The sequence below is a fragment of the Streptomyces sp. NPDC127190 genome, assembly GCF_042672505.1.
GTDB lineage: Bacteria > Actinomycetota > Actinomycetes > Streptomycetales > Streptomycetaceae > Streptomyces.
On sequence record NZ_JBHXVE010000021.1, the window covers coordinates 39,699 to 57,281 of the forward strand.

Genomic DNA, 17,583 nt, shown 5'->3' on the forward strand with positions numbered 1-17,583 from the left:
CCTCCCGGCCGCGTTCGCTTGTACGCGTCAACCGGCCCGAAGACCGACCGCCAGCGTCAGTTCAAGGACCCGGTGCGGCGATGCGAGATCCGGAAACAGCTCCCGCAGCTGCGACATCCGGTACCGGACCGTCTGGGGATGGACGAACAACGCCGCCGCCACCTCGTCCCGCCTGCCCTGGTGCAGCAGCCACGCCCGCAACGTCTCCTCCAGCCGCTGTGCGGTCGAGACAGGCAAGGTGCGCAACGGTGCGAGGGCTCGGGCACGCAGGTCTGCGAACGCGTCCGCGTCGGCGCTCAGCACCAGCTCGGGCAGGTGGTCCTCGGTGTCGCGGATATCAGAGGAGAGGGAGCGCGCGCGTAGGGCTCGTGCGTACGAGGCGGACGCACGAGTCCATGGCCGGGCCGGGCCGACCACGGCGGTGCGGTCGGTCAGCTGCCGCAGGAGATGTGACCGGTCGGCATCGGGGACGAGCAGCACACCGGTGGCGTCGGGCAGATCGTCGAGGACGAGGGTGCTCGGGTCGAGCGCGCGATAGGCAGGCCGGGCCTGGGCGGCGGGCAGCAGGACCGCCGTCAGCGTAACCGGAGGCTGCCATCCGGCCCGTTGGGCAGAGGCCAGCAGCACGTCCGGGCTCGCGCCGGCGAGGAGGTCGCGGGCCAGCTGTTCCAGATGGCGCTCGTGGGCCCTGCCCCGGGCGGCCAGTTCGTCGGCGTGGCCCGCGGCGCTCGCGGCGGAGAGCTCGTCGATGTAGGCGAAGGTCAGCTCGGCGAACTTGGCGACCTCGACGGCGGGCAGACCTGCGGACACGGCGCCCGCTGCCAGGCCTCGCCAGGCCACGCGGGCGCCGACGCGATAGGCGCTGAGCAGGGCGTCCATCGAACGGCCGTCGCGCACCTCGCCGCGGCCCAGCTCGTAGGCCGCGTCACCGCCGTCGCCGCCCGTGGCGTTCCCGCTCGCGAGGTCCAGGTAGTGTCCGAGGGCGGTGCGGACGGCTCGGCGGATGGTGCCGCCCATGCTGCCCGACAGGGCGCCTGCGTAGGAAGGGACCTCGTCGATGATCGCCTGGACGACCTCGTCGGCGGTGGTCTTCAGCGCAGCCCGAAGTGCCGTGACCGTCGTCTCATCGAGGGCCAGTTCGCTAGCCCTCTGGGTTACCCGACTCACGTTTCTATTCCCTGCGAACAATTCAACCCGCCAGATTCACGTCCTACGGTCAGGACTTTACGCCCTGAGACGCAGCAAGCTGGAGTCATGACGAGTGCAGCCCTTCGCAGCAGGGCGTGGAAACTGCTGGAGATGGTCACGACGCCGCTGCTGCCGTCGGACTACCTCGACCTGGTCAGCCCACTGCGTGCGGGCGCTGACCTGCGGGGGCGCATCGAGGCCGTGCACCCCGAGACGGATGACGCCGCGACCATCGTGATCAGGCCGGGACGGGGCTGGCGCGGCCACATGGCCGGTCAGTACGTGCGGATCGGGGTCGACGTCGACGGGGTCCGCCTGTGGCGTGCCTACTCCCTCACCTCGCCCGCCAACCGCCCCGACGGCCGCGTCACGATCACCGTGAAGGCGATCCCGGACGGCAAGGTCAGCAACCACCTGGTTCGCAGGGTGAAGCCGGGCACGCTGATCCAGCTCGACCAGGCGACCGGTGACTTCGTGCTGCCGCGGGTCAAGCCCGCCAAGGTGCTCTACCTGACGGCCGGCAGCGGCATCACGCCCGTGATGGGCATGCTGCGCGACTCCGAGTTCGACGACGTCGTCATGGTCCACTCCGCCCCGCAGCCGCAGGACGTGATCTTCCGCAGCGAACTGCACGACCTGGTCGCGGCCGGGAAGCTGCGCCTCACCGAGCTGCACACCGACACCCACGGCACGCTCGACATCACCCGTCTCGACGCACTCGTACCCGACTGGGCCGAGCGCGAGACCTGGGCCTGCGGGCCGGCGGGCCTGCTCGACGCCGCCGAGAAGCACTGGAGCGAGCACGGCGTACCGGAGCGGCTGCACACCGAACGCTTCCGCCCCAGCATCGTCGCCACCGGCGACGGCGGTGAGGTCACGTTCAGCACCACCGGCAAGACCGTCGACGCGGACGGCACCACGCCGTTGCTGGACATCGGCGAGGAGGCCGGTGTGCTCATGCCCTCCGGGTGCCGCATGGGCATCTGCTTCGGCTGCGTCACGCCGCTCAAGGCGGGCGCCGTCCGCGACCTGCGCACCGGCGAGATCACCGAGGCCGAGCCGGGCGTCCTCATCCAGACCTGCGTGTCCGCCGCGGCGGGCCCTTGCGACATCGACCGGTAGGAGCACCTTGACCGCCATCGACCCCACCGCCCACCTGACGGCGGAGCAGATCGAGGAGCTCGGCCGCGAGCTGGACGCGATCCGTGACGAGGTGATCGCCGGCCGCGGCGAGAAGGACGCCGCCTACATCCGCAAGGTCATCTCGGCGCAGCGCAAGCTCGAGCTGGTCAGCAGGGGCGTGCTGCTGTTCTCGATGTTCCCGCCCGCGTGGCTGCTCGGCACCGCCGGGCTGTCCGTGGCGAAGATCATGGACAACATGGAGATCGGCCACAACATCCTGCACGGCCAGTGGGACTGGATGCGGGACCCGAAGATCCACTCCACGACCTGGGAGTGGGATCACGTCTCGCCGGCCGACCAGTGGAAGCACTCGCACAACGAGCTGCACCACACGTACACCAACGTGATCGGCAAGGACAACGACCTCGGCTACGGCATCATGCGCGTCGACGAGGACCAGGAGTGGCACCCGTTCCACCTCGGCCAGCCGCTGTGGAACTTCGTCAACGCCTGCTTCTTCGAGTACGGCATCGCGGCGTACGACCTGGAGCTCGGCAAGAACCTGGACAAGCGCCGCCGCAAGAACCCGGAGTTCCGCGCGCGGGCCAAGGCCGTGGGCCGTAAGATCCGCAAGCAGGTGCTCAAGGACTACGTGATCCACCCGCTGCTGTCGGGCCCGTCGTTCCTCCCCACGCTCGCCGCCACGTTCACCGCGAACCTGGTCCGCAACATCTGGTCCCACTCCGTGATCATGTGCGGGCACTTCCCCGAGGGCGTGCAGGTCTTCGAGCGCCGGTCGATCGACGGCGAGACGCGCGGCCAGTGGTACCTGCGCCAGATGATGGGCTCTGCGAACATCAGCGGCAGCAGGGCCATGCACTTCATGACCGGCAACCTGTCGCACCAGATCGAGCACCACCTGTTCCCGGACCTGCCGAGCAACCGGTACGCCGAGGTCGCGGTGAAGGTGCGCGCGCTGTTCGAGAAGTACGAGCTGGAGTACGTCACCGGACCGCTGCCCAAGCAGGTGTTCTCCGCGTGGCGCAAGGTCTTCCGGCTCTCGCTGCCGAACAGGAAGCCCGAGGTCAAGACGCCGGACCGGGAGCAGGAGCTCGTCGCCGCCTGATGGTCACAAACGCCTGGCTCACGAACCCGAGGTCAGGCGCCCGTGTCCGCAGGCTCCAGGATCGCCACGCCTGGCGGGCCGCCGATGGGCAACCGGCGCGCCGGCAGGGCTCCGGCCCGGGACTGGTGGAACGGTTTTGTACGGAGAAGGACCCCAGCGTCATGATCGCCGGGGTCCTTGCCCTGCGGGAGTCAGGGGCGCTCGCTTCAGGGGCCGTGGCGGGGTCAGTCGGTGGCGGGCCGGGAGCGTCGTCCGTGTCTTCGTGCCGGCGCCCGGTCAGGCTGAGGTCTTCGACTGCGGCTCGGAGCCTTGTGTGCGCATTTGCTCGTTGATGCGCTGCGCTTCTTCCAGTTGGTCTTCGAGGACGATGATGCGGCAGGCAGCTTCGATGGGGGTGCCCTGGTCGACGAGTTCGCGGGCACGGGCAGCGATGCGCAGCTGGTAGCGGGAGTAGCGGCGGTGGCCGCCTTCGGAGCGCAAAGGTGTGATCAGGCGGTGTTCGCCGAGGGCACGAAGGAAGGCGGGGGTGGTGCCGAGCATGTCGGCGGCCCGGCCCATGGTGTAGGCGGGATAGTCGTCGTCATCGAGAGGGGTGACGGCGCGGGAACTGCCAGGGGGCATAGACCTCTTCTTCCGGGGGACGTCGGGGGGCCCGGGCGCCGCACTGGCACCCGGGCCCCGAGCTTTCAACACCATCTACCGGCGAACTGTGCCGGCCTCGTATGTCCGCAGGGTCCGCCTGGGAGGGCAGGACTGCGGGGATCGCGGATGCGTGACCGGGGACCACCTTCCAATCCGGGGCCTGCGGTACCCGGGCGGACTGCTTCCTCGCCCGGGCGATCCTGATGGCGTCTCGCTCCTCACCTTCGGTTACTCGGTGATACTGCTGGATACCGCGGGTACTGCTGACGCCCCTCTTGGGCCGTGTCCTGCTTGAGCTGCCGGCACGGCAGTTCGTGCCTGCCGTGCCCACTTCGACTTCCTGGGTACGACAAAGACAGTAACCTTGCGACGGGCCAATGTCTACTGTCGTCACGACAGGTTTTCTCCACGGTCAGTGTCTGAACTTCTTCCGTAGATACACTCGAAAGAGGGCTGTCCCTGGCTGCTTCCCGGCCCGGCGGCGGACTCTCCATGAGGTAGCCGAGCGGGCGCCGGCTACCTGGCGGGCCGGTAGACACCTGCGGCAGGTTCCGGCGCCCCGGGGCGGTCACAGCAGGCGGCCGGCCGGATCACACCCGCGAGGACCTGGACGCTGCCGCCACGGAACTCAACAGCCGCCCACGCACAACGCTCGGCTGGGAGACCCCAGCCGAGCGTCTGTCCACACTGCTCGCGGCTTGATCAACTCACCGCCTGGAATTCGCCCACGCCGGTGGGGCCTCACGGTTCGGTTCGGCTCACACCTGTCCGTACGTCAGGCGGACAGGGGGAGCGCCGAGCGTTGCGCAAGCCGGCCCGTACGGGTCGGCCAGGGGCGCAGACGGGGCCGGGCAGGGGTGACGACGGTTCAGCGAGAGAGGGCGAGGACGCCCAGAGCCTTGCCGTGTCCGTCGACGACGGGCGGGGCCCCGAGCCGGCGGCAGCGCATCGCACGCTCGGCTTCGGCCCTCGTGGCCGGCGGTGGGGCGAAGGGCCCGATGACGTCGGCGATGTCCCGCAGGCGGATCCGGTCCGTGTATCCGGAGCCGTCACGAACGGCCGTGAGCCGGTCCCGGGTGACCAGACCTGTGCGCAGACCGTCCTCGTCGCAGACGACCAGATGACCTGTACGGGCGGCGGTCATCACGCACAGTGCCACCTCCACGGTCATGTCCTCCCAGACCTGCGGTCCGGCCGCGTCCGCGGGATCGGCCGCCGTCTGCACGACGTTGGTACGTGTTGAGCGGAACTGCGTCTGGTCCAGCGTCAAAGGGTGCCTCCTGCGAAGTTGGGCGGGCTTCCTGACACGAAGGTTCTATGCCGCCGCACCGGCGGTGGACTGCCGTACGAGCGCACGGCGAGCCGCCGAGGCGGGGCGGCGCCGACCGCGTGAGGTGGCGCCGCGCTTCTTGGGGCGTTCGACCACCGGTGCGGTGATGACGACCGGGATGCCGGAGGGTGTCTGGGCGCCGGTGATGCGGTGCAGGGCCTCTTCGCCGACGCGGACCTGGGTGGTCTGCGGGACGATGCCGGCCGCTGCCATGAGGCGGGTCATGCCGCGGCGCTGGTGGGGGGTGACCAGGGTGACGACGCTGCCGGACTCTCCTGCACGGGCGGTACGGCCGCCGCGGTGGAGGTAGTCCTTGTGGTCGGTCGGCGGGTCGACGTTGACGACGAGGTCGAGGTTGTCGACGTGGATGCCGCGCGCCGCGACGTTGGTCGCTACCAGCACGTTGACGTGTCCGGTCTTGAACTGTGCCAGCGTGCGGGTGCGCTGTGGCTGTGACTTCCCGCCGTGCAGGGCGGCGGCCCGTACCCCGCTGTTCAGGAGGTGTTCGGTGAGGCCGTCGACGGCGTGCTTGGTGTCGAGGAACATGATCACGCGGCCGTCGCGTGCGGCGATCTGGGTGGTGGCCGTGTGCTTGTCGGCGACGTGAACGTGGAGCACGTGGTGCTCCATCGTCGTGACCGCACCGGCCGAGGGGTCGACGGAGTGCACGACGGGGTCGCTGAGGTAGCGGCGCACGAGCAGGTCGACGTTGCGGTCGAGAGTGGCGGAGAACAGCATGCGCTGCCCTTCGGGGCGGACCTGGTCGAGGAGGGCGGTGACCTGCGGCATGAAGCCCATGTCGGCCATCTGGTCGGCCTCGTCGAGGACGGTGGTGGAAACCTGGTTCAGCCGGCACTCGCCACGATCGATGAGGTCTTTGAGGCGTCCCGGCGTGGCGACGACGACCTCGGCACCACCGCGCAGCGCGCTCGCCTGTCGGCCGATCGGCATTCCGCCCACCACCGTGGCCAGCCGCAGCCTCACGGAGCGGGCGTACGGGGCGAGCGCGTCGGTGACCTGCTGCGCCAGTTCACGCGTGGGTACGAGGATCAGCCCCAGCGGCTGCCTGGCCTCGGCGCGCTGCCCGGCCGTACGGGCCAGCAGCGCCAGCCCGAAGGCGAGGGTCTTGCCGGAGCCGGTGCGGCCACGGCCCAGTACGTCCCGGCCGGCGAGGGAGTTCGGCAGGGTCGCGGCCTGGATCGGGAAGGGTACGGTCACGCCTTGCGAGCTGAGCGCAGCCAGCAGCGCCCCCGGCATGTCGAGATCGGCGAAGCCCTCCACGGCGGGGAGCGCGGGTGTGATCGTCCTGGGCAGCGCGAACTCGCCCTGGACCGCGGCGGGCCGGCGGCCGTAACCACCGGAGCGGCTCGGCCCGCCGGAGCGGCTCCTGGCCGACGAGCCGAATCGGCTGCCGCCCCTGCCGGAGTCGGTACTGCCGTTACGGGTGCGGGTGAAGCGGTCGTTCGTGCGTGTGCGGTTCATGCGGAACCTTCCTCGATGCGGCACATATCAAGGAATTCCCACAGCGATCAGCAGCACAGAGAATTGCAAGAATGGACCGGTGGAATGCGGCAGCGAATCTGACCGACGGAAAATCCGTGCGGGCACAGACGCTGGAATGAGTGGCGCGAAGCGGACGCAACGTTCGGGCGTCCGCCGCGATGAAGCCATGAAGGGTGCGTACACCCCTGAAGGATGCTCCGTATGCGCTGAGCCTACGGGTTTCCTGGTTGTCGTCCGCAGGTGAAACCACTGCGGAAAACGCGAGTAGCTGGGGCCCGCACCCCGAAGGACGCGGGCCCCAGCTACACGTACGCGACAGTCGACGTCAGGCGAGAACGATGTTCTCGGCCGTCGGGCCCTTCTGGCCCTGCGCGATGTCGAAGGCCACCTTCTGGCCCTCGATCAGCTCACGGAAGCCCTGGGCGGCAATGTTCGAGTAGTGGGCGAACACGTCAGCGCCGCCACCGTCCTGCTCGATGAAGCCGAAGCCCTTTTCCGCGTTGAACCACTTGACGGTGCCAGTAGCCATGTCTTTTCTCCTCTGGGCAGTGCATCGGGATCCGCACTGCACGGACCCCGTGTCGCCGCGATGATCACCCCGCCGGGAAAAAGACCGGATAACAAAAGTGCTTCCAGCGGCACAGGCGCCGCCCGGAGAGCACTTGAAGTTTTGGGACCACAACTGCAACTGAGATCGACAGTAGCACGCCGAAGCGGCCTGTGTACGGTGAAGAATCCCACCCCACTTAATGCGATAGAGAATCTGTCTGCCTGTCCCCTTGAAACCTCAGCTCGCGGGCACAGATTTTGCCCCAGCCGAAGCGCAACTCTTCGGGAAGTTTTCGATCAGCTCGGTGGAAACAGCAGCATCCTGGTGCGGCAACGTACGGTGCTGTGGCCCGCCGTACGAGCCTCAGGCCCGGACGGCGAGGAACTTCGACAGCCGCAGTCGTTTTTCACCGCGGTACAGGGGCACGCAAGGCGCGCAACACCGGCCGGGTACGTCGGACAAGGCAGTGCCCTCATCCCGGAATTCCGGTTCGGCGGCGCCGCCGACCCGAGCCAACCGCATCTGGGCCATTCCCCCAGGCGAGCACCCGGCGATGCCCGCCCGCAACGCGCGCACGGGCATGCGCATGTCGCGGGCCACTGCACGGGACGCGCGAGTGGATGGCGCGAGGGCCGGTGAAGCGGTTGGATCGCCGGACTCAGCGACTCAGCCGCCGCTCTTGCGCCTGAACGACCGCTGGCTCGCAGCCGGGCCGTGCGCAGAACGCACCTTCGATGCATCGGACTTGGCGGCAACATCAGCGGCATCCGCCTGCGCACCGCGCTTGCGCGCCAGGGCTTCGCGGAACTTGCGCTTGAGGTCGTAGTTGCCGTCACTGTCCGGCTCCAGAGGGGACGTCTCGGGGACAGCCGGCTCCGAACCTTCCGTGGATACGGGCTCTGCGGTCATGGTGACCTCCTGGGTTCCGGGGGGAAGCACAGCTTGTCATGCCGGGCGCAGTGCGAGGCGCCGGCGACATCATCCTGCTCCGTTTCGGCGGGCGTCCTTCCCCCGGCCAAGGGAGCGTTGGTGTTCTTGGGTCGGGGGACGGTGGGCCCGCCGTCGAGCGGGCGGCGCTGGCCCGCCAGCACGAGCGTGACCACGTTGCGCCCCTCGGCGGGGGCAGGCTCGACTCAGACAACTCCCGGAGCGTTCGACTTTGCAGGGGCGAAGACTATGACTGTTGGTCGCCAAGAGCCGCGGCCGGATTTGCCGAGCACTCGACGCGAGGACGCGCTTGCCGTCGAGCGCAGCTCTCACCGGCACTCTCACACGTCTGTCACCCACTACGTCGACTCCCCCGGACCTCGGTGCCTGACCTGCTGTTACGCGCCCGGCCTGGACTGACGTGGACGCCCGAAGACGGTCGGTGCCGATTACCTGGTGCGCCCCGTGCGGTCGTCGTACTCCTCGCGGGCGGTGATGACTTCCTCGATGTGCAGCACCGACCACTCCGTGAGCGCCTTCAGCGGTTCCCGCAGCGTCTGGCCGAGCGAGGTCAGCTCGTACTCCACGTGCGGCGGCACCTCCGGGTAGACGGTACGGCTGACCAGCCCGTCGCGTTCGAGGGTGCGCAGCGTCTGGGTGAGCATCTTCTCGCTCACGCCCGCCAGTGCCTGCCGGAGCTGGCCGAACCGGGAGGTTCCGTTCCGGCCGAGTTCGCCCAGCACGAGGACCGCCCACTTGCTGCCGATCTGGTCGAGCAGGTCCCGCGACGGGCAGCCGCGCTCGTACGGATCGAATGACGCAGCCATACGGCTCACCTCGATGCTATCGGTCGGGTAAGTACCCTACCAAGAAGTGGCTACTTCCCAGCAGAGAGTGTCCAGGTCAGTCTTGTTCCATCCCGCCGCGGACGGACCACGGCAGGCGTGCGAGACACGCGCGGAAGGAAGGAACGACCCTCATGCCTATCGTCGTCACCGGAGCCACCGGCCAGTTGGGCAGGCTCACCGTCGAGGCACTGCTGCGGCGCGGGATCCCGGCCGGGGACATCATCGCGACCGGCCGGGACACCGGCAGGATCCAGGACCTGGCCGACCGAGGCATCACGGTACGCCGCGCCGACTTCGCGGACACCGACGGCCTGGCGAAGGCATTCGCGGGGGCGGACAGGCTGCTGCTGGTCTCGGCCTCGGTCCCCGTGGGCGAGCGGGTCGCCAACCACCGCCGCGTGATCGACGCCGCGGTGTCCGCAGGGGTGTCGCTGGTGGCGTACACGAGCACGACGCACGCGGACGCGGCCACCACCGTCATCGGCGCCACGCACAGGGAGACCGAGGAGTATCTGCGGGACCGCGGAATCCCCAGCGTGCTGCTGCGCAACAGCTGGTACCTGGAGAACTACACCAGCCAACTGCCGCAGATCCTGGAGAACGGCGCCGTCGTCGGCGCCGCGGGCGAGGGGCGGATCAGCGCCGCGGCCCGCGCCGACTACGCGGAGGCCGCAGCGGTCGTCCTCACCGCCGACGGCCACACCGGCGCCGTGTACGAGCTCGGCGGCGACGCGTCCTTCACCCTCACCGAGCTCGCCACCGCGATCTCCGCCGCGGCCGGAAAGCAGGTTGCCTACGCCGACCTCCCGGTGACCGACTTCGCCCAGGCGCTGGCCGCCGCGGGCCTGCCCGCCGAGCTGGCGGAGGTCCTCGCCGACGCCGACCGCGGCATGAGCCACGGCGAGATGTACACCGACTCCGGCGACTTGCACCGCCTGATCGGCCGCCCGCCCCTGACCCTGGCCGAGGCACTCGCGGCCGCCCTGCATCACTGAGACGCCCGTAGGTGTGCAGCCCCGTCGTCGCGGTATCACGCCCGCGGCACCGCGAGTTCGGCCCTCATCCGGGAGGTGAGGGTGGTCTTCGGCCAGCGGACGCCCGACCCGGTGTGTGTGCCGCTCCTGCACCATCCGGTGAACGCCGTCACCAGCGGCGTCTGGCGGGTGCGCGCCGGCGCGCGGTCAGCCGTGGCGAAGGTGGTCTCCGGCGCCGGGCATGCCGAGGGATCGTGGTCGCTGACGGCCGGGTATCCCCACTCGGCCGTCAGCACCGTGGTTCAGGACGTCGTATCCCGGTGTCGGCGCAGGAGCGCAGCCAACTCGCAGCGCAGGCGGTGTCCGGGAACGCCAGAGGGCCCTCGGATGGTTCCGAAGGGCCCTCTGTTGTCCGGAAGGAATCAGTGCGCGGCCGGAACCGGGCGGCTGCTCGCGGCCGTTGCCGGCTTGGGGTTCAGCAGGCGCTGCGCCAGTTCACCGAAGAGCAGGCCGAAACCTGTCCACAGGCTCAGCTGGATCGCCAGGGCCGAGAGCCGGAACCGCCACAGCAAGGTGGCCGGGAAGTCCCTCGGCACCTCGTTGATGGCGGGCAGGAACTGGTAGGCCAGGCCGACGGCGACGGCGAAGGCGGCCACCGCGACCACCGTCGCCCACCAGGTGCCCAGGCCGGGCGCCAGGCGCTTGCCCAGGAGGGTGGCGGCGACCGCGAGGAGGACGCCGAGCAGCATCATCAGGAAGTACAGGGTGGTCCGCTGGCCGATGGTGTCGGGGTCACCGACCGACGGCGGATTGGCCGGGTACTTCAGGAACGGGACGACGTACACCGCGAGCAGCGCGCAGCCGGACAGCAGCAGCGCGGTCGCCCGCGGCCCGAACCGGCCGACACGGCCGAGCGCGAAGCAGTAGGCGAGCGCGGCGATGCCACCGAAGGAGACCCCGTACACGAGGACGCCGGTGGCGAGGCCCGCCGTGGACTGCAGGGAGCGGGAGACGACCTCCCTCTCGTGCTCGTGGGAGTGTGCCGCCTCGAAGCTGATCGCCTTGTCGACGTTCGGCTCACCGAGGAGGTAGGCGACGACGAGGGCGAGCACGCCGGCCGCGAGGCCGGCGAGCATGCCCCGCACGAGGAGGTTTCTTACCGTTGCGGAGTTCATGGGAGTCGGGGCGTCCCTCGCGTCAGTGGCAGGGGAAGCCCAGCAGGTGGCGGGCGTCGTGCACCCACTCGTGGACGTCCGTGCCGTTGAACACGGAGGTGGCGCCCTGCTCGGCGCCGACGAAGTACAGCAGGACCAGCATCAGGATGCCGAAGAAGACCGCCCAGGGAGCTATCGCCTTCAGCGGCAGCGTGGCGGGGATGGCGGGAGTGGTGGCTGTCGGCTGGGCGACGGTCTGCGCCATGGCAGAACCTCCTCTGGGAGTTCGCGTCCCATCTCGGTGGTGCACTGGACGACGGCCACGGGTCTGACTCACCGGACACCCCGCGGTGTCCGGCATACAGTGGCGCGACCGTGCCGGATTCCCACCGGCTTCCGTCTCGCCGTCGTCGATATCGGACAGACCGTACCGCGTGCCACGAGCACGGCCAAGACCGCCTCATCCTGGCGTGATCTTCTTCTCGCACCGGGTGCGGGGCGTAACGGACTTCCTGGGAAAAGGGGTTCCACGGGCCTCGGTTCAGGGAGCCGCGGTGCGCCGCGGTGGGGTGAAGGCGTACAGGTCGAGGATGTCCGGCAGTGGCGCCACGCCTGGACCACCGGCACGGACCCAGGTGACGATGTCCTCGGTCGCGTCGGGGTCGTTGACGAGCCCGAGCCAGACCGGCCGGGCACCGGCGGCACGGCCCGCGGCAGATGGCTGTACGACGATGACGTTGGCCTGATCGCACACGTCGAGGCACTCCGAGATGCGCACCGGCACCTCCGCCCGCAGTCGCGCGGTCTGCGCGGCGTGATCCACTCCGGTCACCTTGGGGCTCCCGCAGCAGCAGTCCCGGCACACGACGACCCGGCACGGCACCGGTTCGCCCACCTGCACGGCCTGGGCCGATGTCGCTTCCGACGGCGTCTCCGGCATGGCACACCCCTCCGGTCGCCTGTTGTCACGGTCATGATCTCATCGAGCGAGGCCGGCCCGTGAGGAGTGGTGTCGCGTCACCGGGGCTGGACCAACGCCGCGCGGCAGCAGGTGAGTTCTCGGAAACTTCGCGTTCACGATGGCGAGCACCGACAGTAACAGCCGCTTTCTAGCGTGACCGGCCGTGGGATCAGAGTCGTGTACACGACGGCCGAACGGTACGCATGACGGTCCGTCGGCTCCCCCGTCCTGCCGATGACGCCAAGCGGGGCTTTCCCTCCCACAGAGGCACCCGCACCAGCAGCATCGGGAGGCGCGGCATGAGCACCACCGAGTCACGCACGCAAACGGCAGACGCGCCGAAGGCCGCCGCCGACCAGGCGGTCAGGGAGACACTGGAGGACTACACCCTCCGTTTCGCTCCGCGCAGTTACCGCCGTTGGACCCCCATGGTCGTGGCGACCACCGCCCTGGGCGGCATCGCCTACATGGCCGACTTCTCCATCGGCGCCGGCATCGGCCTGGCGCACGGCACCGGCAACGCGCTCGTGGCCATCGCGGTGGCTGCCGTGGTCATCTTCGTCACCGGCTTCCCGCTCGCCTATTACGGCGCCCGCTACAACATCGACCTCGACCTCATCACCCGCGGCTCGGGCTTCGGGTACTACGGCTCGGTCCTCACCAGCGTCATCTTCGCCAGCTTCACCTTCATCTTCTTCGCCCTCGAAGGCTCGATCATGGCCCAGGGTCTCAAACTCGGCTTGGGGCTGCCCCTGTGGCTGGGCTACCTGGTCTCCACGCTCATGGTCATCCCGCTGGTGATCTACGGCATGAAGGCGCTCAGCAAGCTCCAGGTGTGGACCACCCCTATCTGGCTGCTGCTGATGGTCGGCCCGCTGGTCTACCTGATCGCCACCGACCCGGGCACCGTCGACCGCTTCCTCGCCTACACCGGCACGGACGGCGACGGCGGCGTCAACACGGCCTCGGTCCTGCTGGGCGCCGGTGTCTGCCTCTCGCTCATCGCCCAGATAGGCGAGCAGATCGACTACCTGCGCTTCATGCCGCCCAAGACCGAGAGCAACAGGCGCACCTGGTGGACGGCCGTCGTCATGGCGGGCCCCGGCTGGGTGGTGCTCGGCGCGCTGAAGCAGGCCATCGGCGTCTTCCTCGCGGTGTACATCCTCGCCAAGGTCGGCCCGGCTGCCGCGACCGAGCCCATCCAGCAGTTCCGCGGCGCCTTCGACGCGATGATGCCCTCCTGGATGGTCGTCCCGCTCGCCGTGGCGCTGGTGGTCATCAGCCAGATCAAGATCAATGTCACGAACGCCTACTCCGGCTCGCTCGCCTGGACGAACTCCTTCACCCGCATCACCAGGCACTACCCCGGCCGCATGGTCTTCGTCCTGGCCAACCTGGGCTTCGCGCTCGTCCTGATGGAAGCCGACATGTTCAGCTTCCTCAACAGCATCCTGGGCTTCTACTCGAACTGTGCGATCGCCTGGGTGGTCACCGTCGCCACCGACATCGGCGTCAACAAGTACCTGCTGAAGCTCTCCCCGCTCCAGCCGGAGTTCCGCCGGGGCATGCTCCATGCCGTCAACCCGGTCGGCGTCGTGGCCTTCGTCGCCGCCTCCGGCCTGTCCATCGCCATGTACTTCCACCTGCTGGGCGACACCCTCCAGCCGTACTCCCCCGTCGCCTCCGCCGTCATCGCCTTCGCCCTGACCCCGCTGATGGCGATCGTCACCAAGGGCAGGTACTACCTCCGCCGCACCGACGACGGCATGGACGAGCCCCTGCTGGACGCGGACGGCAACCCCAGCGCCCTCACCCTCGACTGCCATGTCTGCCAACGGCCGTACGAGCGCCCGGACCTGACCGCCTGTGCCACACACGACGCGGCCGTCTGCTCCCTGTGCCTGAGCACGGACAAGATCGGCGACCACGTGCTGCCTTCCACCGCTTAGCCCGGGGGCCGTGCGGGGGCGGGAAGGGGCGGCTGCCTGAACACATCCTGACTGCCGCCGTGGATCACCCGCCCCGCCGGCTCCGTGCCCGCACCATGGCTCCATGCACACGCACGCACATGGTCTCCGCATAACGGTCTTCCGTCCCGCCCCTGCCCCCACGACGGAAGAAGACCGCCATGCACGCACCAGCCCCCACCGCGACACCGGCGCCCACTGACCGTGCGAGCGCCTGGCTGCGGCGCCGGCTGGGCCGGGCCGTCGTCCTGTGCTACGCCGCAGCCCTGCTCGTACCGGGCCCCGGCCTGTGGCTGCGCCACCCCCACGCACTGCCGCTGGGACCACTGATCCGACTGCCGGTGTCCACCGCACCCTGCCTGCTGTGGCTGGTGATGTTCTCCTCCGGACTCCAGGTCCCCGTCCGTGAGCTGGTCCGAGTCCTGCGGCGCCCGAGTGCACTGCTCGCCGGGCTCGCGCTGCACCTGGCGATCCCGTTGCTGGTCATCCCGCTCATCGTGGTCCTGCTGCACGCCTCGCCCGACGCCGACGGCGGCAGCGGCCTGGTCACCGCGATGATCCTGATCACGGCGATGCCCGTCGCGGCCGGCGCCACGGTGTGGACCGGCAAGGGCGACGGCGACCAGCCGACCATGGTCGGCCTGGTCCTCGCCTCCACCCTCATCAGCCCACTCACCACACCGTTGGTGATCGAGCTGCTGGCTCCGCTGCTCAGCGGCGGATACGCCGGCTCGCTCGCCGCGAGTGTCCACCTTGCGGGCGGCGGCTTCACCTTCGTCGGCGTGGTGCTGCCCTGCGCGGCGGGCATCCTGGTCCGGCTCGCCCTGCCCGCGGCGTCGCTCGGCCGGGCGCTGGGCACGGTCGTGCCGGTGGCGCTGGCCGGCTCACTGGTCCTGACGTACGTCAACGCCAGCGGCGCCCTCGGCTCCTTCGTCGCTCGGCCACGCCCGCTGCTGCTGGGCGCCGCGCTGGTCGTGGCCGCACTGGTCTGCCATCTGTCGTTCGTGCTCGGCCGCTGCGCCGCGCGGCTGCTGCGGCTGGACCCGCCCGCCGCCTCCTCGCTCACCCTGGCCTGCGGCATGAACAACAGCAGCGCCGGCGCCGTACTGATCACCTCTGTGCTCCCGGACAAGCCACACCTGCTGCTCCCGGTCCTCGCCTACGGCCTGCTCCAGAAGACGGCCGCCAGCCGAGTCGTACGGGTCCGGCCTCCCGCGGTGTGGCGTCCGGTCGCCTAGAACATCGGCCGTCAGGCGGTTGACCTGGGAAGATGGAGAACTGGGCCGGGAGTATCTAGGGTCGGCCCGTGGCTTTCATCATGGTGTGCGAAGACGACGCGGCGGTCCGTGGCGTCCTCAAGCGCGCCCTGGAGCACGACGGGCACACCGTCTCCGTCGCCGCCACGGCCGACAGCCTGCTGCGGCAGCTCGCACCGGCGCCTCATCTGGTCGTGCTGGATCTCGGGCTCCCGGACGCCGACGGCCGCGACGTCTGCCTGGCCCTGCGGGCCCGCGGCGTCGACGCGCCGGTGTTGATGCTCACCGCCCTGGACGGACTGCATCACAAGGTGGGCGGATTCGAGGCCGGCGCCGACGACTACATGACCAAACCCTTCGACATCCCGGAACTGCTGGTCCGCGTCCGGGCGCTGCTGCGCCGGGCCACCGTGGCGCCCGCACCGCGCGAGGTCGTCCTCGATCCGGCGAAGCACGTGGTGACCTACGATGCGGCGAGCATGAGCCTGACCCCGACCGAGTTCCGGCTGCTCGGCCGCCTGATCGCCTCGCAGGGCGACGCGGTGCGCCGGCACGCCCTCATCGCTGCCGGCTGGCCGCACGGGGCGCAGGTCAGCGACAACACCCTCGACTCCTATGTGCGCCGGCTGCGGGCCAAGCTCGGTCCGCTGGGTGTGGCCGAGCGGCTGGCGACCGTGCGCGGTGTGGGCTACCGATGGCAGTGACGGGATTCCGTAAGCGGGTCGTCGCCCTCACCGTGCTGATCGCCACCGCCGTGGTCGCGATCCTGGTCGTCGTCTCGCATGTGCTGCTGAGCCGGGTGACCGACGCCGACGCGCACGATCTGGCACGGACGCGCGCCGAGGCGGTCGCGGCGAACGTGACCACCGTGGGCGGCCGCGTCGTACTGACGGAGAACAGCAGCGAGGCGCTGGACGAGGTCGCCTGGGTGTATGCCGACGGCCGCCTGATCGACGGAGACGTCCCGCCGAGCCTGGTCAACCGCGTCGAGCAGCTCGCGGACTCCGGGCGACCGCAGACCGCGACGGTCGGCGACTACCTCCTGTACGCGCGGAAGGTCCCGGTCCACGGCCATCACGTCATGGTGATCGTGCGGGTGGACCTCACGCCGTACGAGACATCCGAGCAGCGCAGCCTGGCCCTGTCCCTGATACTGGGCGGCCTCACGATCCTGCTCGCCGGCGGTGTCGCCCACCTCGTGGTGCGCCGCGCGCTGCGGGTCGTGCACGAGATGGCCGCCCTCGCCGACGACTGGGGCCAGCACGAACCAGGGCGCCGCTTCAACCTCGGGGTCCCCCGCGACGAGTTCGGGGAACTGGGGCGGACCCTGGACCACCTCCTGGAGCGCGTCGACAACGCGCTGGCGGACGAGCGCCGGCTCACCGACGAGATCGCCCACGAGCTGCGGACACCGCTCACGGTCCTGCGGGCCGAGGCGCAGCTGGCGCAGCTGTCCGGCGAGCCGGTGCCGACGGAGGCGGTGCTGAGCGAGGTGGACCGCCTCGATGCGGCGATCACGACGCTGCTGCGCGCCGCGCGCGCACGGACGGACAAGGGAACCCGGTGCGACCTGCGCTCCGCCGCGCGGCAGGCGATCGCCGGCCGCGCGGTCGAGGTCGCCTTCCCCGCGAAGGTCGAGGTCGCCGTCGCGGCCGACGTCGCCGTGTCGCTGCTGTCCCCCCTGCTGGACAACGGCCTGCGGCATGCGAAGTCCCGGGTGTGGATCACCGCCCGCAACCAGGGCGAGGCCGTGGTGGTGGATGTCCTGGACGACGGCCCCGGATTCGATCCCGCGGACGTCGACCGGGTCTTCGTAGCGGGGGTGACCGGCGGCGACGGGTACGGGCTGGGGCTGCCGGTGGTCCGGCGCATCGCCGCCTCGGCCGGTGCGGAGGTGCGCGCGATCGCGGACGGCCGCGGGCACGTCGAGGTGACGCTCCCGGCCGCCGGTGCCACCGCGTAGTCAGGTTATGTGCAGGTTCCCGGCGTAAACCTCCCCGCATGACAACGACAACGGAAGCACGCCCACGCAGCG

At 69.9% G+C, this 17,583-nt stretch carries 18 protein-coding genes, 1 pseudogene and 1 riboswitch; of the genes and pseudogenes, 8 read left to right on the forward strand and 11 right to left on the reverse strand.

The window, feature by feature from the left end; all coding sequences use genetic code 11:
- Nucleotides 1–27: 27 nt before the first annotated feature.
- Nucleotides 28–1,167 (reverse strand): PucR family transcriptional regulator, encoded by a 1,140-nt coding sequence (locus ACFVIU_RS28190; RefSeq protein ID WP_385845917.1) that lies wholly within the window; start codon nt 1,165–1,167, stop codon nt 28–30.
- Between the two features lie 87 nt (nt 1,168–1,254).
- On the opposite strand from ACFVIU_RS28190, the gene ACFVIU_RS28195 reads away from it, so the two are divergent.
- On the forward strand, nt 1,255–2,310 hold the full coding sequence (locus tag ACFVIU_RS28195) for a ferredoxin reductase (protein ID WP_385845918.1): 1,056 nt from the start codon (nt 1,255–1,257) through the stop codon (nt 2,308–2,310).
- A gap of 7 nt (nt 2,311–2,317) precedes the next feature.
- Nucleotides 2,318–3,436, forward strand: coding sequence for a fatty acid desaturase family protein (locus ACFVIU_RS28200; RefSeq protein ID WP_385845919.1), 1,119 nt, complete (start codon nt 2,318–2,320; stop codon nt 3,434–3,436).
- A gap of 276 nt (nt 3,437–3,712) precedes the next feature.
- Here ACFVIU_RS28200 and ACFVIU_RS28205 read toward each other — a convergent pair whose 3' ends face one another.
- Nucleotides 3,713–4,057: a MerR family transcriptional regulator gene (locus ACFVIU_RS28205; protein ID WP_251097368.1), complete on the reverse strand. Its 345-nt coding sequence runs from the start codon at nt 4,055–4,057 to the stop codon at nt 3,713–3,715.
- A gap of 615 nt (nt 4,058–4,672) precedes the next feature.
- Here ACFVIU_RS28205 and ACFVIU_RS28210 point away from each other — a divergent pair.
- A pseudogene (locus ACFVIU_RS28210) lies at nt 4,673–4,780 on the forward strand (IS30 family transposase); the annotation flags it as partial.
- Nucleotides 4,781–4,946: 166 nt separating this feature from the next.
- On the opposite strand, the gene ACFVIU_RS28215 reads toward ACFVIU_RS28210, so the two are convergent.
- The 5 genes from ACFVIU_RS28215 to ACFVIU_RS28235 all read right to left on the reverse strand — a co-directional run bounded on the left by ACFVIU_RS28215 (nt 4,947) and on the right by ACFVIU_RS28235 (nt 9,215).
- Nucleotides 4,947–5,348, reverse strand: a complete 402-nt coding sequence (locus ACFVIU_RS28215; RefSeq protein ID WP_385845920.1) for a CBS domain-containing protein — start codon at nt 5,346–5,348, stop codon at nt 4,947–4,949.
- A 45-nt stretch (nt 5,349–5,393) separates the two neighbouring features.
- Nucleotides 5,394–6,890 carry a DEAD/DEAH box helicase gene (locus ACFVIU_RS28220; protein ID WP_385845921.1) on the reverse strand — a complete coding sequence of 499 codons (1,497 nt, stop codon included), beginning with the start codon at nt 6,888–6,890 and terminating at the stop codon, nt 5,394–5,396.
- 346 nt (nt 6,891–7,236) lie between these two features.
- Nucleotides 7,237–7,440 (reverse strand): cold-shock protein, encoded by a 204-nt coding sequence (locus ACFVIU_RS28225; RefSeq protein WP_385845922.1) that lies wholly within the window; start codon nt 7,438–7,440, stop codon nt 7,237–7,239.
- Nucleotides 7,441–8,127: 687 nt separating this feature from the next.
- Nucleotides 8,128–8,370: a DUF5302 family protein gene (locus tag ACFVIU_RS28230; protein WP_028424692.1), complete on the reverse strand. Its 243-nt coding sequence runs from the start codon at nt 8,368–8,370 to the stop codon at nt 8,128–8,130.
- Nucleotides 8,371–8,837: 467 nt separating this feature from the next.
- A complete protein-coding gene (locus ACFVIU_RS28235) occupies nt 8,838–9,215 on the reverse strand; it encodes a winged helix-turn-helix transcriptional regulator (protein ID WP_385845924.1) in 378 nt (125 codons plus the stop codon).
- Nucleotides 9,216–9,367: 152 nt separating this feature from the next.
- Here ACFVIU_RS28235 and ACFVIU_RS28240 point away from each other — a divergent pair, with 152 nt between their 5' ends.
- Nucleotides 9,368–10,231, forward strand: a complete 864-nt coding sequence (locus ACFVIU_RS28240) for an SDR family oxidoreductase (RefSeq protein WP_385845925.1) — start codon at nt 9,368–9,370, stop codon at nt 10,229–10,231.
- A gap of 35 nt (nt 10,232–10,266) precedes the next feature.
- Here ACFVIU_RS28240 and ACFVIU_RS28245 read toward each other — a convergent pair whose 3' ends face one another.
- The 4 genes from ACFVIU_RS28245 to ACFVIU_RS28260 form a co-directional block, all read right to left on the reverse strand.
- Nucleotides 10,267–10,506 (reverse strand): hypothetical protein, encoded by a 240-nt coding sequence (locus ACFVIU_RS28245; RefSeq protein WP_385845926.1) that lies wholly within the window; start codon nt 10,504–10,506, stop codon nt 10,267–10,269.
- Between the two features lie 126 nt (nt 10,507–10,632).
- Nucleotides 10,633–11,385: a CbtA family protein gene (locus ACFVIU_RS28250; RefSeq protein ID WP_385845927.1), complete on the reverse strand. Its 753-nt coding sequence runs from the start codon at nt 11,383–11,385 to the stop codon at nt 10,633–10,635.
- Between the two features lie 22 nt (nt 11,386–11,407).
- Nucleotides 11,408–11,629, reverse strand: a complete 222-nt coding sequence (locus ACFVIU_RS28255) for a CbtB-domain containing protein (protein WP_385845928.1) — start codon at nt 11,627–11,629, stop codon at nt 11,408–11,410.
- Nucleotides 11,630–11,665: 36 nt separating this feature from the next.
- A riboswitch (cobalamin riboswitch) is annotated at nt 11,666–11,808 on the reverse strand.
- Nucleotides 11,809–11,905: 97 nt separating this feature from the next.
- Nucleotides 11,906–12,304 carry a (2Fe-2S) ferredoxin domain-containing protein gene (locus tag ACFVIU_RS28260; protein WP_385845929.1) on the reverse strand — a complete coding sequence of 133 codons (399 nt, stop codon included), beginning with the start codon at nt 12,302–12,304 and terminating at the stop codon, nt 11,906–11,908.
- A gap of 320 nt (nt 12,305–12,624) precedes the next feature.
- Between ACFVIU_RS28260 and ACFVIU_RS28265 the strand changes: the two genes are divergently transcribed.
- The 4 genes from ACFVIU_RS28265 to ACFVIU_RS28280 all read left to right on the forward strand — a co-directional run bounded on the left by ACFVIU_RS28265 (nt 12,625) and on the right by ACFVIU_RS28280 (nt 17,511).
- Nucleotides 12,625–14,274, forward strand: a complete 1,650-nt coding sequence (locus tag ACFVIU_RS28265) for a purine-cytosine permease family protein (protein ID WP_385845930.1) — start codon at nt 12,625–12,627, stop codon at nt 14,272–14,274.
- Between the two features lie 179 nt (nt 14,275–14,453).
- A complete protein-coding gene (locus tag ACFVIU_RS28270; RefSeq protein ID WP_385845931.1) occupies nt 14,454–15,530 on the forward strand; it encodes a sodium-dependent transporter in 1,077 nt (358 codons plus the stop codon).
- A gap of 68 nt (nt 15,531–15,598) precedes the next feature.
- Nucleotides 15,599–16,252, forward strand: a complete 654-nt coding sequence (locus ACFVIU_RS28275; protein ID WP_385845932.1) for a response regulator transcription factor — start codon at nt 15,599–15,601, stop codon at nt 16,250–16,252.
- Nucleotides 16,243–17,511 carry a sensor histidine kinase gene (locus ACFVIU_RS28280; protein ID WP_385845933.1) on the forward strand — a complete coding sequence of 423 codons (1,269 nt, stop codon included), beginning with the start codon at nt 16,243–16,245 and terminating at the stop codon, nt 17,509–17,511. The genes ACFVIU_RS28275 and ACFVIU_RS28280 overlap by 10 nt, the downstream gene beginning before the upstream one ends.
- Nucleotides 17,512–17,583: the final 72 nt, after the last annotated feature.

Bases quoted from the DNA above. Each gene is read 5' to 3' on its own strand.
- ACFVIU_RS28220 (WP_385845921.1), bottom strand. From the start codon at position 6,890: ATGAACCGCACACGCACGAACGACCGCTTCACCCGCACCCGTAACGGC.
- ACFVIU_RS28225 (WP_385845922.1), bottom strand. From the start codon at position 7,440: ATGGCTACTGGCACCGTCAAGTGGTTCAACGCGGAAAAGGGCTTCGGC.
- ACFVIU_RS28235 (WP_385845924.1), bottom strand. From the start codon at position 9,215: ATGGCTGCGTCATTCGATCCGTACGAGCGCGGCTGCCCGTCGCGGGAC.
- ACFVIU_RS28250 (WP_385845927.1), bottom strand. From the start codon at position 11,385: ATGAACTCCGCAACGGTAAGAAACCTCCTCGTGCGGGGCATGCTCGCC.
- ACFVIU_RS28260 (WP_385845929.1), bottom strand. From the start codon at position 12,304: ATGCCGGAGACGCCGTCGGAAGCGACATCGGCCCAGGCCGTGCAGGTG.
- ACFVIU_RS28270 (WP_385845931.1), top strand. From the start codon at position 14,454: ATGCACGCACCAGCCCCCACCGCGACACCGGCGCCCACTGACCGTGCG.
- ACFVIU_RS28205 (WP_251097368.1), bottom strand. From the start codon at position 4,057: ATGCCCCCTGGCAGTTCCCGCGCCGTCACCCCTCTCGATGACGACGAC.
- ACFVIU_RS28265 (WP_385845930.1), top strand. From the start codon at position 12,625: ATGAGCACCACCGAGTCACGCACGCAAACGGCAGACGCGCCGAAGGCC.
- ACFVIU_RS28240 (WP_385845925.1), top strand. From the start codon at position 9,368: ATGCCTATCGTCGTCACCGGAGCCACCGGCCAGTTGGGCAGGCTCACC.
- ACFVIU_RS28255 (WP_385845928.1), bottom strand. From the start codon at position 11,629: ATGGCGCAGACCGTCGCCCAGCCGACAGCCACCACTCCCGCCATCCCC.
- ACFVIU_RS28280 (WP_385845933.1), top strand. From the start codon at position 16,243: ATGGCAGTGACGGGATTCCGTAAGCGGGTCGTCGCCCTCACCGTGCTG.
- ACFVIU_RS28230 (WP_028424692.1), bottom strand. From the start codon at position 8,370: ATGACCGCAGAGCCCGTATCCACGGAAGGTTCGGAGCCGGCTGTCCCC.
- ACFVIU_RS28195 (WP_385845918.1), top strand. From the start codon at position 1,255: ATGACGAGTGCAGCCCTTCGCAGCAGGGCGTGGAAACTGCTGGAGATG.